At 43.3% G+C, this 14,940-nt stretch carries 12 protein-coding genes and 1 tRNA gene; 10 read left to right on the forward strand and 3 right to left on the reverse strand.

Translation table 11 applies throughout. The features are described from left to right. The first annotated feature begins 4 nt into the window (after positions 1–4). Positions 5–664 carry a hypothetical protein gene (locus BWD47_RS08550; RefSeq protein ID WP_074989758.1) on the forward strand — a complete coding sequence of 220 codons (660 nt, stop codon included), beginning with the start codon at positions 5–7 and terminating at the stop codon, positions 662–664. Positions 665–675: 11 nt separating this feature from the next. On the opposite strand, the gene xseA is transcribed toward BWD47_RS08550, so the two are convergent. Then, positions 676–2,010: an exodeoxyribonuclease VII large subunit gene (xseA, locus tag BWD47_RS08555; RefSeq protein ID WP_036970617.1), complete on the reverse strand. Its 1,335-nt coding sequence runs from the start codon at positions 2,008–2,010 to the stop codon at positions 676–678. Between the two features lie 135 nt (positions 2,011–2,145). Between xseA and guaB the strand changes: the two genes are divergently transcribed. The 5 genes from guaB to rimI all read left to right on the forward strand — a co-directional run bounded on the left by guaB (position 2,146) and on the right by rimI (position 6,321). Further along, complete coding sequence (guaB, locus tag BWD47_RS08560; protein WP_075593818.1) at positions 2,146–3,615, forward strand: IMP dehydrogenase; 1,470 nt, start codon at positions 2,146–2,148, stop codon at positions 3,613–3,615. 101 nt (positions 3,616–3,716) lie between these two features. Continuing rightward, positions 3,717–5,294 carry a glutamine-hydrolyzing GMP synthase gene (guaA, locus tag BWD47_RS08565; RefSeq protein ID WP_065978447.1) on the forward strand — a complete coding sequence of 526 codons (1,578 nt, stop codon included), beginning with the start codon at positions 3,717–3,719 and terminating at the stop codon, positions 5,292–5,294. Between the two features lie 146 nt (positions 5,295–5,440). Further along, positions 5,441–5,517: transfer RNA gene (locus tag BWD47_RS08570), tRNA-Trp, on the forward strand. Between the two features lie 68 nt (positions 5,518–5,585). Beyond that, on the forward strand, positions 5,586–5,888 hold the full coding sequence (locus BWD47_RS08575) for a hypothetical protein (protein ID WP_036970608.1): 303 nt from the start codon (positions 5,586–5,588) through the stop codon (positions 5,886–5,888). Beyond that, a complete protein-coding gene (gene rimI, locus BWD47_RS08580; protein WP_065978446.1) occupies positions 5,875–6,321 on the forward strand; it encodes a ribosomal protein S18-alanine N-acetyltransferase in 447 nt (148 codons plus the stop codon). Before BWD47_RS08575 ends, rimI begins: the two co-directional genes overlap by 14 nt. Positions 6,322–6,324: 3 nt before the next feature. Here the strand turns inward: rimI and BWD47_RS08585 are convergent, their stop codons facing one another. Then, entirely contained in the window at positions 6,325–8,979 is a 2,655-nt protein-coding gene (locus BWD47_RS08585) for a hybrid sensor histidine kinase/response regulator (protein WP_036970603.1), read from the reverse strand. A gap of 249 nt (positions 8,980–9,228) precedes the next feature. On the opposite strand from BWD47_RS08585, the gene prfC reads away from it, so the two are divergent. The 4 genes from prfC to BWD47_RS08605 all read left to right on the forward strand — a co-directional run bounded on the left by prfC (position 9,229) and on the right by BWD47_RS08605 (position 14,272). Continuing rightward, on the forward strand, positions 9,229–10,812 hold the full coding sequence (gene prfC, locus BWD47_RS08590) for a peptide chain release factor 3 (RefSeq protein WP_036970600.1): 1,584 nt from the start codon (positions 9,229–9,231) through the stop codon (positions 10,810–10,812). A gap of 59 nt (positions 10,813–10,871) precedes the next feature. Next, positions 10,872–12,614, forward strand: a complete 1,743-nt coding sequence (gene argS, locus BWD47_RS08595; protein WP_036970597.1) for an arginine--tRNA ligase — start codon at positions 10,872–10,874, stop codon at positions 12,612–12,614. A 245-nt stretch (positions 12,615–12,859) separates the two neighbouring features. After that, positions 12,860–13,498: a pyridoxamine 5'-phosphate oxidase gene (gene pdxH / locus BWD47_RS08600; RefSeq protein WP_065978444.1), complete on the forward strand. Its 639-nt coding sequence runs from the start codon at positions 12,860–12,862 to the stop codon at positions 13,496–13,498. Continuing rightward, positions 13,499–14,272: a TatD family hydrolase gene (locus tag BWD47_RS08605; protein ID WP_075593819.1), complete on the forward strand. Its 774-nt coding sequence runs from the start codon at positions 13,499–13,501 to the stop codon at positions 14,270–14,272. Here the strand turns inward: BWD47_RS08605 and BWD47_RS08610 are convergent. Continuing rightward, complete coding sequence (locus BWD47_RS08610) at positions 14,239–14,859, reverse strand: AhpA/YtjB family protein (RefSeq protein WP_036970587.1); 621 nt, start codon at positions 14,857–14,859, stop codon at positions 14,239–14,241. The genes BWD47_RS08605 and BWD47_RS08610 overlap by 34 nt on opposite strands. Between the last annotated feature and the right edge of the window lie 81 nt (positions 14,860–14,940).

The following is a 14,940-nucleotide window of genomic DNA, read 5'->3' on the forward strand; positions in this document are numbered from 1 at the left end:
GGAAGTGTCTAAATTATCTTTAGGGTTAGTCGTTGCAGCGTCTTTTTTATGTGGCGCTGCTGCGATGTCGTTCTATCAATCTTTTTCTGCTACAACAACGTCTGACATTGAGCCAGCAGCGCCGAGTGTTGCTGGTTATGAACCGCATGAAACTTCATCTGTGAGCATTAAAAAACCTGAAACCATGAGCGCTCAAAATGAGCCACTCAACAAGGCGCCTATAGAATCCGCTACGGCAACTGAGCTTGTGCAACAAATTGAAGAGTTACAGCAGCAAGTGGCAAATCAACAAACAATTATAGCCAGTTACAAAGCGGCGGTTGTCTCACCGCAACAGATTAATTCGCGTACCGAGGCATTGTACAGTTTATTAGAAGAGCAGGCGCGTGATGAAGCATGGGCGTATCAAACAGAAACGGCCATGGCAGACTTTCTTATCATGGCCGATTTACCTGTACAGCCAGATATGACTGTTGCCAACTGTAAAACCTCCGTCTGTGAATTTAAATTGCAACAGCCTGAAGGGGTTGATTCACTTCCTGCACATTATTGGCGAAATATCAGCGATAAGTTGATGGAGCAAGGCTGGTGGAAGCAGTTTAAATACTCTTCTTCCACATCAAGCGACGATACTCTGAGCATCATTGTTAGTACTGAACAGTAAATAACGCACAGCTAGATCACGTTTGATTTTAATTGGCCGTCCGCTAGTTCAGTTATCAATAATTCCCCTGATTTGATATCAGCCACTGACTTCACAACGTGACCGTGCTCATTTTTAGTGATGCTGTAGCCACGTGCTAGCACGCTTAGCGGACTCACCGAGTCTAAACGGCTTGCTTGCAGTGAAAGGGTGTTACGAGAGATTGAGAGCTGTTGTTGCATAGCTTGCGTTAAACGGCCATGTAATTGCACTAATTGATGTTCGCTTCTGGCCAGCTGCTTTTCAGGTGAACGCTGCATTAAACGCGGTGTTAAGTTTGCAAGAACGCGCTCATAATGCTGAATTTTACCGTTAATAGCGCTGTGCAATGCGAGGGTTAACTCATCTAATTTTTGAGTTTGCTGGTTTAACTGGTTACGCGGATGACACAGCTGCAAACGATGTTCAAACTGTGTTGCAGTGCTGCGTTTAACAGACAGTGTATGTTTAAATGCATGGTGTAAATGCTTCACTAACTGACTGACTTTATTGTGTAGCTCCTGCGTGTTAGGGCTAACAAGCTCGGCAGCGGCAGAAGGTGTAGCGGCACGTATATCGGCTACATAATCACTGATTGTGGTGTCGACCTCATGCCCAACTGCGCTGACAATAGGTAATTCACTGGCAAATATAGCGCGGGCGAGTTGTTCATTGTTAAAGCACCATAGATCTTCTAATGAGCCACCGCCACGACCGAGTATTAATACATCAACTTCATGTCGCTGGTTAGCAATATTAATTTTTTCAATAAGTTGGCTGTGGGCATCAGCCCCTTGCACCATGGCAGGGTAAATCACAACTTCAAGCTGCGGTGCGCGACGCTTTAAAACGGTTAAAATATCGCGGATGGCAGCCCCAGTCGCAGAGGTAATGACACCAACGCGGTTTATCGTAGTGGGGAGGGGCTTTTTATGTGCAGAACTAAAAAGGCCTTCAGCGGCAAGGCGCATTTTCAGTGCATCGAATTCTTGTTTTAGTAACCCTTCACCAGCCGGTGCCATATGCTCAACAATGAGTTGATAATCACCGCGCGGTTCGTACAATGAAACCCGAGCACGCACTGTGACTTGCGCGCCATTTGTTGGGCGAAAAGTCTGTCCACGGTTATTGCCTCGCCACATAGCCGCTTTCACTTGAGCTCTGTCGTCTTTTAAAGTGAAATACCAATGGCCTGAAGCCGGGGCAATAAAATTAGAAATCTCGCCCGTTAACACAAGTGATGAAAAGCCTTGCTCTAAAACATGGCGAATTTCCTTATTTAGGCGCGAGACCGTATAAATAGGCTGTGTTGAGTGCGTTAAAGCCATTTAAAACCCCAATAAAATAAACTGCGTCTACTTTATCATAAATAAATGCGGAATTTTATTTACTCATGCGCATAACGCTGATAAAATTTGGCCGCAATTCCTTATACTCAGATCCACATGTGAGAAGTTGCCAAAATGCTTAGAATTGCTAAAGAAGCTCTTACCTTTGACGACGTACTTTTAGTACCAGGTCATTCTACTGTTTTGCCACACACGGCAAATATTTCAACTCGCTTAACGCGTGGTATCAAACTTAACTTGCCGCTAGTTTCAGCATCTATGGATACTGTAACAGAAGCTCGCTTGGCGATTGCGCTAGCGCAAGAAGGCGGTTTAGGTTTTATCCACAAAAACATGATAATCGAAGAGCAAGCTAAAAACGTACGTAAAGTAAAAACGTACGAGGCAGGTATTGTTTCTTTCCCTGTTACTGTGACTGCGGATCTAACAATTGCTGATGCTATCGCGCTTTCAGAAGAAAAAGGTTTTTCAGGTTTCCCTGTAACCGACGCTGACAATAACCTTGTAGGTATTGTTACAAGCCGTGATATGCGTTTTGAAACTAAACTTGAGCAGCCTGTTTCTACAGTGATGACGAAAAAAGAATCGTTAGTGACTGTAAAAGAAGGTGCAGACCGCGATGAAATTTTAGGTCTCATGCACGAGCACCGTATCGAAAAAATTCTTGTAGTTGATGATGCATTTAAACTGAAAGGCATGATCACTGTAAAAGATTATCAAAAAGCACAAGACAAACCTCACGCATGTAAAGACGAACAAGGTCGTTTACGTGTAGGCGCTGCTGTAGGTGTTGGCCCAGGTACTGATGAGCGTATCGCTGCCCTTGTTGAAGCGGGTGTTGACGTATTACTTATCGATACTTCACATGGTCACTCACAAGGTGTTATCGACCGTGTTGCACAAACTCGTCAAACATACCCAGATTTACAAATCGTAGCGGGTAACGTTGCGACAGCTGAAGGTGCAATTGCCCTTGCTGATGCAGGTGTTGATGCCGTTAAAGTGGGCATTGGCCCAGGCTCTATCTGTACTACACGTATCGTTACAGGATGTGGTGTACCACAAATCACCGCTATTTCAGATGCAGTTGAAGGCTTAAAAGGCCGTGACATTCCTGTTATTGCTGACGGTGGTATTCGTTTCTCTGGCGATATCGTAAAAGCACTGGTTGCGGGTGCATCATGTGTCATGGTGGGTTCAATGCTCGCGGGTACAGAAGAAGCACCAGGTGAAGTTGAGCTATATCAAGGCCGTTACTACAAGTCATACCGTGGTATGGGTAGCCTTGGTGCGATGAACCAAAAAGAAGGTTCATCAGACCGTTACTTCCAGAAATCGAACGAAGCAGACAAGCTTGTTCCTGAAGGTATCGAAGGCCGTGTTGCTTATAAAGGACCTATTGCGACAATCATTCACCAACAAGTGGGTGGTCTTCGCAGTGCAATGGGCTTAACTGGCTGTGCGACAATTGAAGAGTTAAATACTAAACCTCAGTTTGTCCGTGTAACGTCGGCTGGTATGGGTGAATCACATGTTCACGATGTGCAAATCACCAAAGAAGCGCCAAACTACCGTTTAGGTTAATAACCGTAACGTATTGAAATTACATGGGCTAGCATATGCTAGCCCTTATTTATTTTTCATCTCCCCTGTGGGAGAGCAGTTCCTGACTAACGAGATACTCCATGAGCAAAGACATTCACGATTCACGAATTCTCATTTTAGATTTTGGTTCGCAATACACGCAATTAATCGCACGTCGTATACGTGAAATTGGTGTTTACTGTGAGCTGTGGGCTTGGGATGTAACAGAAGAGCAAATCCGCGAGTTTAACCCACAAGGTATTATCTTGTCGGGTGGCCCTGAGTCAACAACGCTTGATAACAGCCCACGTGCTCCAGAGTATGTATTTAATGCAGGCGTGCCTGTACTTGGTATTTGTTACGGCATGCAAACAATGGCAATGCAACTTGGCGGAAGTGTACACAGCTCAGATAAGAAAGAGTTTGGTTATGCGCAAGTTGAAAAAGTAGGCAACTGTGCGTTATTCGATGCTATTGAAGATCACATTACAGATGGCGGCGCAGGCGTACTTGATGTATGGATGAGCCACGGCGATAAAGTAATGGAAGTACCTGATACTTTCAAAACGACTGCTAAAACATCAACGTGTCCACATGCTGCTATGTCATGGGAAGAAAAGCGTTTTTACGGCGTACAATTCCACCCAGAAGTGACACATACTCACCAAGGTCTTCGTCTTCTTGAGCGTTTTGCGATTGATATCTGTGGCTGTGAAAAGCTTTGGACACCTGCAAAAATCATCGACGATGCGATTGAGCGAATTAAAGAAACAGTCGGTGACGATGAAGTTATCTTAGGTCTTTCAGGTGGTGTTGATTCATCGGTTGTTGCGATGCTTATTCACCGTGCGATTGGCGACAAGCTGACTTGTGTATTTGTTGATAACGGTTTACTTCGTTTAAACGAAGGCCAACAAGTCATGGATATGTTTGGTAACAAGTTTGGCCTAAACATCATCAAAGTAGATGCTGAAGATCAATTCCTTGCAGATCTTGCCGGTAAATCAGACCCAGAAGACAAGCGTAAAGCAATTGGTCATACATTTATCAAAGTATTTGATTCAGAAGCGAAGAAACTGAAGAATGCACGTTGGTTAGGTCAAGGTACTATCTACCCAGACGTGATCGAATCTGCTGCATCAGCAACAGGTAAAGCACACGTAATCAAGTCTCACCACAACGTAGGTGGTTTACCAGACGACATGGAAATGGGTCTTGTTGAGCCTTTACGTGAGCTATTCAAAGACGAAGTACGTAAAATCGGTCTTGAGTTAGGTTTACCGTACGACATGCTTTACCGTCACCCATTCCCAGGGCCAGGTTTAGGTGTACGTGTACTGGGCGAAATCAAGAAAGAATACTGTGATTTACTTCGCCGTGCAGACGCTATCTTTATCGAAGAGCTACACAAAGCTGAGCTTTACCACAAAGTAAGCCAAGCGTTTACGGTATTCCTACCTGTTAAATCAGTCGGTGTAATGGGTGATGCGCGTAAGTATGATTGGGTTGTATCACTGCGTTGTGTAGAAACAATCGACTTTATGACAGCACGTTGGTCACACTTACCTTATGAGTTCTTGGGGGTGGTGTCTAACCGTATCATTAATGAAATTGATGGTATCTCACGCGTTGTTTACGATATTTCAGGTAAGCCACCTGCAACTATCGAGTGGGAATAATCCTTTTATTTCTGTAACTACCGTATAAAAAACGGCGGATTAGCTTGCTAATTCGCCGTTTTGTTTATTTTGAAAGCAGTTGAACCACAAACTGTGTTTTTTTACTTTACCTTTATAAAAAGCTCTATATAATTCATCGTCATTGCAGGGGCGTAGTTCCAATTGGTAGAACAGCGGTCTCCAAAACCGACGGTTGGGAGTTCGAATCTCTCCGCCCCTGCCATTTCTTCCCGCTTTACTTTAATCGCAAATCTCCCTATATTACTTGCTCTTAATCATGATTGAGTTGTTATGAATCCAAGTTACGCTGCGATATTTTCTGTACAATCTTTAGAGTTAAACCAACACTATCGAACAGTGCCTGATGTTCAAGTAGAACATGCGCCAATGTCTGAGCAAACGCCGCTTACACTCTCGTTACAGTTTCATCATGATCTTGAAAAAGCATGTGCTCCTTTGGTGATTACACACGTTGTCAAAGCGCCAAATATAAGCTGGCAGGATGGCTGTTTAGCCTTACCAAGTGAGAAACTTAACAGTGAGCAAAAAAAACAATTGTGGTCTTTAATTGGTGAACAACTTGATAAGCTTTAAGCCTGTTGATGCAAATTATATAACTCAGCTAATGACAATCGAAAATGCCTGTCACAGTCACCCATGGACCGAAAAAACCATGTTGTCGTGTTTAGCTGGACGTTACTTTAATCTTGCCGCTTTTAAAGGTGATGAGATGCTTGGTTTTTACATTGGTGAGCAAGCTGGGCCTGACTACACGTTAATGGATATTTGTGTGGCGCCAAGTCATCAAGGGCAGGGCATTGCAAAGCAGCTTTTAGATGCTTTTATTCATCATGGTGAGCAACAACACGCTGAAAATCTATTTTTAGAAGTGCGAGAGTCAAACACGCGTGCCATTGCACTATACGAGCGTGCAGGTTTTTCTCATATGTCGGTGCGAAAAAATTATTATCCGACAGCAACAGGTAACGAAGATGCCATTTTAATGGGCTTAACTTTACGCTTCTAGCGTTTAAGAAGCCTTTTTTAACGCACTGATAAGCATTTCGTAACTTTGTTCTATTTGCTGGGCTTGGTTACTGCGTAGTGCCGTTTCGAGTTGCCCCGCAGTCTCATGGATTTCCTCAAAGCTAAAGCAACCCGCACTGCCTTTTAGACTGTGTGCCAGCGAGCGTAATGCTTCCCACTCTTTAGTTCGGTACAACTGCACGACTTGGTTGAGGTAGTCAGGTAATTTAGAACGGTAGTTGTCGTTAATTTGCTGGAACTTCTCACTTTTGAGTAAATTTTCCCACTTGTTTTGACTGTCTTTTTCAATATTTAAATAACTAACCAGCACTTGCTCAAGGGCATTTTTATCAATCGGTTTTGCAAGTGCTTCATCGCAGCCTGCTTCGAGATAGGTGTCAACATCGGTTTTCATTACATTTGCCGTAAGCGCGATGATTGGTCCATCGTAGGCTGCATGGCGCAGCATTTGCGTCGCCTCTAAACCACCCATAACAGGCATTTGCATGTCCATAATAATGAGTTGGTAGTCATTGACGAGTGCCATTTCAACGGCTTCTGCGCCGTTTTTCGCGATGTCTGGCTCAAGTCCCCAGGTCTGTAATAACAGTTTGATAAGCAATTGGTTATCAGGGTTATCTTCGGCGACCAATATATTTGCATCAAAACTATTTGAGGCAAAAGAAAGCTGTAGATCTTTGCTTGGAGACAATTGCTCTAAGTTGTGAATAAAGGCGTCATTTTGTTGTTGTTCTGGTTTTAGGTGACACGCAATTTGCACTGTAAAACAGCTGCCTATACCGGGCTCGCTCTTAAGGTAAACATCTCCTCCTAATAGCTGAGCCAAGTTTTTCGAAATACAAAGTCCTAACCCAGTACCGCCAAAGCGGCGAGTTGTTGTGGCATCGGCTTGTTCAAACGGTTTAAACACCCGTTCAACTTCGCGCTCTGACATACCAATACCTGTATCTTGAATCGCAAATTCTAAATATTGTTTTGCACTGTTGTAGCGAATATCAATGGAGATATGCCCTTGTTCGGTAAATTTCACCGCATTACTGGCTATGTTGATTAATATTTGCTTTAAACGGGTCGTATCACTGTTAATACTTTTAGGAATTGGCAGGCTGTAGTTAATTGTAAACTCTAATCGTTTTTCGTTTGCCAGTGGACGAATAATCGAATCAAGATCATGAATTAATTGGACGACTGAGCATGGCCCACACTCTACAGCAAGCTTCTCAGCTTCAATCTTTGATAAGTCGAGAATGTTATTAATGAGCTCAAGCAGGTGTTTTGAGTTTCTTAAAATAGTGCTTAAATGCTGGTCGTCATTCACGGCATCTTTATTGTGAAGTAGCTGTTCGGTAAACCCCATAATGGCAGTAAGAGGCGTGCGAATTTCATGACTCATATTCGCTAAAAAACGACTTTTAAGTTGATTCGCTTGTTCAGCTTGTGCAATGGCTATTTCAAGCTTGTTGTTCATTGCTTCAAGTGCTTTTGTACGGCTTTCAACTTTATCTTCTAGGTGGTGTTTATACTCTTTTAACTCATCTTGATAATGACGAATCTGGTTCACCATGTGGTTAAAGTCGTTAAATAATACACCGACTTCATCATTGGTGTGGGCGGGTAAATACACCGATAAGTCACCATCTCCAACGCGATGGCTGGCCGCACCCAATAACTCAACAGGGGTGAGTAGTAAATTGCGTACCACAATATAAATTAAAATGGGTAACGAAATAACCGAGATGATCACAATCAGCGCGGTGATTAAACTAATGGCTTTACCAGATTGGTAAAGTAAATCTTTGGGCGTGGTCGATACATAATAATCGCCATCGGTCATTTGTACCGCATAAATAATACGCTCTTCTTTATCGATACTCGACAGTTCAATGCTAGACAGCTTGCCATAATCGGCCAAGCCTTTAATTTGTTCTAATTCATACTCACTTAAATAGTTGCCCCGTAAATCGTAGTCGGAGCTAAAGAGTATTTGCCCTTTACTGGTCAAAAATAGGTTTAAGGTGTTATTAAAAGGGGCTTCTAAAATACTGGTGTTCAAAATTGATGGCTCAACATGAACAACGATAAAGCCTAACTCTTGGGGTCGTTTTAAGTAATAGTCGATATTGTAAATAGGGTGCACAAAATAAAGACTGGTTGAGCCGTCTTCTTTGGGGATCATAAATTGTTGTTGACGTAAATTAGACTGTAGAACTTGATCAAAAAACGGGTAACTTTTAGGTGCAGGAGTTAATTGGCTCGAATAAAACGCATCACTTTTACCTTGCGAGTCAACATAGTTAATGCTGACAATATCAGGGTACGCTTCTGAGTAACTGGCAAATACATTCATTAACTCGCCGAGGTGTTCTATATACTGATTTTTCGAATTAGGCTCGCGTGCTAAAAAATCGGCAAGTACCGGAGAGGTTGATAAAAGGCGAGTGATGGAATGAAATGAGTCAATATAGTTGAAAATTTTATGCTGTTGCTGCTCAACAAAGCGACTCACAATAAGCTCTGCTTGTTTTTTTGTTGAATTGGTCACATTGGTTAACGTAAAGCCACCTAAAAACAACAAAGGTAAGATCACTAATGGCGTGATATACCATAATAATCGAATACTGAGCTTACTGGTTTTCATGACCTAAATTGATATCCCTCCGTGCAATTTGTCAATAGTATGCGTTACAACTTGATTACACAAGCTTAGCAAAAAAGTGAACAACGAAAATTGCTTATCAAGGGGGAATAATTACTTACAATCGCTGCTTTTTTGGCTAAGACAAACAGGGTATAATGCCCGCAATTCTATTTTATTTTTCAGTGCGCACCGAGGCCTCTCGTTTTTAGAGCCGCTAGGTGTGCTTTGTTATGACTAAAAGCAGCTTACATGTCTAATTTAACTACCGAAATTAATAAACGACGCACCTTTGCGATTATCTCGCACCCGGATGCGGGTAAAACCACCATTACAGAAAAAGTGCTGTTATTCGGACAAGCAATCCAAAAAGCAGGTACCGTAAAAGGTCGTGGCTCAAACCAGCACGCTAAATCTGACTGGATGGAAATGGAAAAAGAACGTGGTATCTCGGTAACTACGTCAGTAATGCAGTTTCCCTATAACCAGCGTTTGGTAAACCTTCTTGATACACCAGGACACGAAGATTTCTCTGAAGATACATACCGTACCTTGACCGCAGTTGACTCGTGTTTAATGGTTATCGATGCGGCAAAAGGTGTTGAGGATCGCACACGTAAATTAATGGAAGTAACGCGCTTACGTACCACGCCAATCGTTACCTTTATGAATAAGTGTGACCGTGATATTCGTGATCCTATGGAGTTATTAGACGAAGTAGAAACCGAACTAAACATTGCATGTGCACCAGTAACATGGCCGATTGGCTGTGGTAAAGAATTCAAAGGTGTTTACCATATTCACCGCGAAGAAACGATTTTATATAGCACCGGCCAAGGCCACACTATTCAGGAAGTTCGTACAATTAAGGGCTTAGATAACCCTGAGCTAGATGCAACCATCGGCAGCGAACTAGCAGAGCAATTACGTGAAGAACTTGAGCTGGTAATGGGTGCATCGCACGAGTTTGACTTAGACCTCTTTTTAGCGGGCGAACTCTCACCTGTTTACTTCGGTACGGCGCTAGGTAACTTTGGTGTTGACCATGTACTTGATGGCTTAACTGAGTGGGCTCCGTCACCATTACCACGCGAAACAGAAGATCGCCAAGTGCTTGCAACAGAAGAAAACTTCACTGGTTTCGTATTCAAAATTCAAGCGAATATGGACCCTAAACACCGTGACCGCATTGCTTTCATGCGTATCGTATCAGGCAAATACAGCCAAGGTATGAAGATGAATCACGTACGTATTGGCAAGCAAGTGAGCATTTCTGATGCGGTAACCTTTATGGCCGGTGACCGCGAACGTGCGCAGGATGCTTATGCGGGCGATATTATTGGTTTACATAACCACGGTACGATTCAAATTGGTGATACTTTTACCCAAGGTGAAAAGTTGAAGTTTAGCGGTATTCCTAACTTCGCGCCTGAATTATTCCGCCGTATTCGTCTAAAAGATCCTCTTAAGCAAAAGCAGTTATTAAAAGGCTTAGTGCAGTTATCAGAAGAAGGGGCGGTGCAAGTATTTAGACCACTTATTAACAACGACCTTATCGTTGGCGCTGTTGGTGTACTACAGTTTGATGTGGTTGTTGCACGCTTAAAAGCAGAATACAACGTAGATGCTATTTATGAAGGGGTCAGTGTTAATACTGCACGCTGGGTAAGTTCAGACGATACTAAAAAGTTTGAAGAGTTTAAACGCAAGTGCGAAAGCAACTTAGCGCTAGATGGGGGGGATAACCTTACTTACATCGCGCCAAGTCGTGTAAACCTAAACTTATCAATGGAACGTTATCCTGATATTAAGTTTAACCATACACGCGAAAACTAAGCTTACACAGGCACATATTTTAAGTGCCCGCATGGCGGGCAATAAAGGTAAAAATTACAATGAATATCCGTACTCTTTTAATTGAAAAAGCCGTTGCAGCCATGGTTGCAGCAGGACTACCCGAAGACACGAACCCCGCGGTAACACAAAGTACACGCCCGCAGTTTGGTGATTACCAAATCAATGGCGCGATGGGAGCGGCTAAAAAGCTAAAATCAAACCCACGCGAACTGGCACAAAAAATTATCGATAACCTAGACCTTGCTGATATCGCAGAAAAAACAGAAATTGCAGGCCCAGGTTTCATCAACATTCACTTAAAGCCTGAATTTTTATCAACAAGCTTAAAAGCAGCGAATGAAGATGAAAAGCTCGCGGTTTCACCGCATGCAACCGCACAAAAAGTTGTGGTTGATTACTCATCACCCAACCTTGCGAAAGAAATGCACGTTGGCCATTTACGTTCTACGATCATTGGCGATGCCGTTGTTCGTGCGCTTGAGTTCCGTGGTGATGATGTTATTCGTCAAAACCACATGGGAGACTGGGGTACGCAGTTTGGTATGTTGATTGCGCACTTAGAAGACCAAATTAGCCAAGGTGTCGACTTAGACAAAGTGGCTCTAGCAGACTTAGAAACCTTCTACCGCGATGCGAAAAAACGGTTTGATGATGAAGAAGGCTTTGCCGATAAAGCCCGTGACTACGTGGTTAAATTACAAGGTGGCGATGCGCACTGTGAAAAGCTGTGGAAGCTATTCATTGCCACGTCAGTGAAGCACTCTGAAGAAGTGTATAAGCGCTTAAATGTTACGCTTAAACAAGACGATATTATGGCTGAAAGTGCTTACAACAGTGAGCTTGCTAATATCATCGCTTTATTAAAAGACAAGCACATTGCTGTTGAGTCTAATGGCGCACAAGTTGTGTTCCTAGACGAGCTTGCTAATAAAGACGGTGAACCTTCAGTATTTATCGTGCAAAAATCAGGCGGCGGTTTCTTATACGCGACAACTGACTTAGCAGCGTGTGATTACCGCTCAAACAAACTAGGTGCTGACCGTATCTTAATTTTTGTTGATGCGCGTCAAAGCTTACACTTTAACCAAGTTGAGCTAACTGCACGTAAAGCTGGTTTGTTACGTGATGAAACTAGTTACGAGTTTTGCCCATTCGGCACCATGATGGGTGAAGATGGCAAGCCATTCAAAACACGTACGGGTGGCACCGTTAAACTAGCTGACTTACTTGAAGAGTCAATCACGCGTGCAGCAGCAAAGCTTGCAGAGCGTGAGTCAGATCTAAGCGACGAAGAGCGTAGTGAAATTGCCCGTAAAGTAGGGATTGGCGCAGTAAAATATGCGGATCTTTCAAAGCACCGCACCAGCGACTATATCTTCAATTGGGATACGATGCTGAGTTTCGAAGGCGCAACTGCACCTTATCTTCAATATGCGTATACGCGTGTTCGCAGTATTTTCCGCAAGTCAGGTATTGATGCCGCTTCATTAACAGCAGACGTTGCTATCAACGAGCCGCAAGAAAAAGCACTTGCGCTAAAACTTCTCCAATTAGAAGAAGTACTCGACCTGATGATCAGCGAAGCAACGCCACACGTACTATGTGGATACCTATACGAACTTGCAAGCCTATACATGACGTTCTACGAAGCGTGCCCAGTACTTAAAGACGGTGTAGAACCAAGTGTACGTGATAGCCGTTTAGTACTGTGTAATTTGGTTGCGAAGACGCTTGAAAAAGGGTTGGATTTGTTAGGTATCGAAGTTATGGAGCAAATGTAATCTGCTTCGTGTAGTTCGCTTTAGCTGCGTTAATGAGTTTATTTAGCCTAAGTCACATACAAAACACGTATGCTCCTTGGCATAAATAAGCTCATTGCCTTGCTAGCACTCCTACACTTGCAGATAACGTATGTTACCGCCTTCGTAGGTTGGGTAGAGCGCAGCGACACCCAACAAAAATTGACAAGATATAAATGTTGCTTAATTTTTAGCTGATAGCTTACTGTGATAGAAGGAATTTTTAAATGAAACTTGAAGATATTCGCCGTGAATATTTACAGGATGGTTTATCTGAAGACATGCTTGATGCATCGCCTATCAAGCAGTTTGAAAAATGGCTTGAGCAGGCTGTGGCAACTAACTTGCCAGATCCGACGGCAATGGTGGTGGCAACGGTTGATGAGCATGGTCAGCCTTCGCAGCGCATCGTTTTGCTAAAGCACCTTGATGAAAACGGCTTCGTGTTTTTTACCAACACGGGTTCACGCAAAGCGCAAGAGCTTAAAGGGAACAACAAAATTTCCTTACACTTTCCTTGGCACCATATGGAGCGTCAAGTAATTGTGTATGGTGAAGCAAAACCATTACCAACCACAGCAGTGGCAAAGTACTTTTTATCGCGTCCTAAGGAAAGCCAGCTTGCAGCTTGGGCGTCTGCGCAAAGTCGTCCTGTCTCGTCTCGTAAAGTGCTAATGGAAACCTTTGCTAAAATGAAGCAGAAGTTTTCTGATGGTGAAATTCCTCTCCCTGATTTTTGGGGAGGGTATTGTGTAGAGCCGACTAAAGTTGAATTTTGGCAGGGCGGTGCACACCGTTTGCATGACCGCTTTATGTATCAGCGCAACGCTGACGGCAGTTGGCAATTCGGTCGTTTAAATCCATAAATGCGTTTTATTGATTCCCATTGTCACCTCGATTTTAGCGAGTTTGATGAGAATCGCGACGCGCTTATCGACGCGTGTCAAAACGCAGGGATCTCACACTTTGTTGTGCCGGGTATTAGCTTGGCACAATCGACCCAATTGCTTTGCTTTTCAAAATCGTATCCAAGCGTATCAATTGCACTAGGCTTACACCCTTATTTTTTATCACAGCATCAACCCCATCATCTAAGCGAGCTAGAGCAGCTTGCTAAAACCCATGCGAATGAACTTGTTGCGATTGGTGAATGCGGGCTTGATCGCAGTATTGATAATCTTGATAAACAAATTGCGTTATTTGAAGGGCAGATTGAGCTTGCTAACCAATTGGCACTCCCACTGATAGTTCACCACCGACAAAGCCATGATCTCATTGCGCATTCATTCAAGCGATGTAAGCCTAAATATGGCGGGGTAATTCATGCATTTTCCGGGTCGCAGCAACAAGCAAACAGCTATATTAAGCAAGGTTTTAAACTCGGGGTGGGTGGGGTGATAAGTTACCCTCGAGCTGAAAAAACACGCCAAGTGATAAGTAATATTGCCCCCCAGCATTTAGTACTTGAGACCGATGCGCCCTCAATGCCACTTGCAGGCTTTCAAGGGCAAATCAATACGCCACTAAAAATACGAGAGGTGTTTACTCACCTATGTGAGCTAAAAGGTGTCTCGGGTACTGAAAAGCAATTGTTAGCTGATGCGCTTTATGACTCTTGCTCAGCACTTTTTTTGATATAACGATTTACCTGCCAGCGCTTTAATCCTCGGCCTAGTTGCCATGTAAAAATACAGGTAATAACCAACATGAGTAAGACCTGTCTGCCTAAATCATGAAAACTGCTGTGACTGGTTGCAATTGACGCTTGTGTTAAATAAGTGATGGTTACAAAGCCTATCGGACGCTCATCATCGCTTATTACAGGCTCGACAAAGGGGGTTTTGAGTTTACTTATTCCCGGGGTCGAGTCTGGTAAAAGTCCAAATGTGTGGTGGCTTTGCCAGTTATCACTGGCGGCAATTTGGATCCCTTGTTGGTCATAAACGATGGCTGCTAAAACATACTCGTCTTCTGCTATGTTATTACACAGTGCATTTAATGCGGGCTTATTTTTTTCTTCGAGCGGGGTCTGCGCATTAAGCGCCATAAATTTTGTTAGGCTTGTCGCGGTACTGTTAGCACTGTCATAAAGTAGTTGATGGCTTTGAAAGCTACTATTAACGGCAACCCAACTAAGCAACACAAAACAGGCCGCAGCTAGGCTTAATCGCACGATGCGTTGGCGATAAGTAGCCGAAAATGGAGTTTTAAGTTGGTTATTTTTCATAGTCACCGTATACGCTGCTGACAGCTTTTACAATTGATGGTACAACTAAACCAGTATAATAACCTTATTAGTTCATTGATT

The sequence above is a fragment of the Pseudoalteromonas sp. PAB 2.2 genome (assembly GCF_001938575.1).
GTDB lineage: Bacteria > Pseudomonadota > Gammaproteobacteria > Enterobacterales > Alteromonadaceae > Pseudoalteromonas > Pseudoalteromonas lipolytica.

Excerpts from the sequence above, each read along its gene's own strand:
- xseA (WP_036970617.1), bottom strand. The coding sequence starts at position 2,010 with ATGGCTTTAACGCACTCAACACAGCCTATTTATACGGTCTCGCGCCTA.
- guaB (WP_075593818.1), top strand. The coding sequence starts at position 2,146 with ATGCTTAGAATTGCTAAAGAAGCTCTTACCTTTGACGACGTACTTTTA.
- guaA (WP_065978447.1), top strand. The coding sequence starts at position 3,717 with ATGAGCAAAGACATTCACGATTCACGAATTCTCATTTTAGATTTTGGT.
- BWD47_RS08575 (WP_036970608.1), top strand. The coding sequence starts at position 5,586 with ATGAATCCAAGTTACGCTGCGATATTTTCTGTACAATCTTTAGAGTTA.
- BWD47_RS08585 (WP_036970603.1), bottom strand. The coding sequence starts at position 8,979 with ATGAAAACCAGTAAGCTCAGTATTCGATTATTATGGTATATCACGCCA.
- prfC (WP_036970600.1), top strand. The coding sequence starts at position 9,229 with ATGTCTAATTTAACTACCGAAATTAATAAACGACGCACCTTTGCGATT.
- argS (WP_036970597.1), top strand. The coding sequence starts at position 10,872 with ATGAATATCCGTACTCTTTTAATTGAAAAAGCCGTTGCAGCCATGGTT.
- pdxH (WP_065978444.1), top strand. The coding sequence starts at position 12,860 with ATGAAACTTGAAGATATTCGCCGTGAATATTTACAGGATGGTTTATCT.
- BWD47_RS08605 (WP_075593819.1), top strand. The coding sequence starts at position 13,499 with ATGCGTTTTATTGATTCCCATTGTCACCTCGATTTTAGCGAGTTTGAT.
- BWD47_RS08610 (WP_036970587.1), bottom strand. The coding sequence starts at position 14,859 with ATGAAAAATAACCAACTTAAAACTCCATTTTCGGCTACTTATCGCCAA.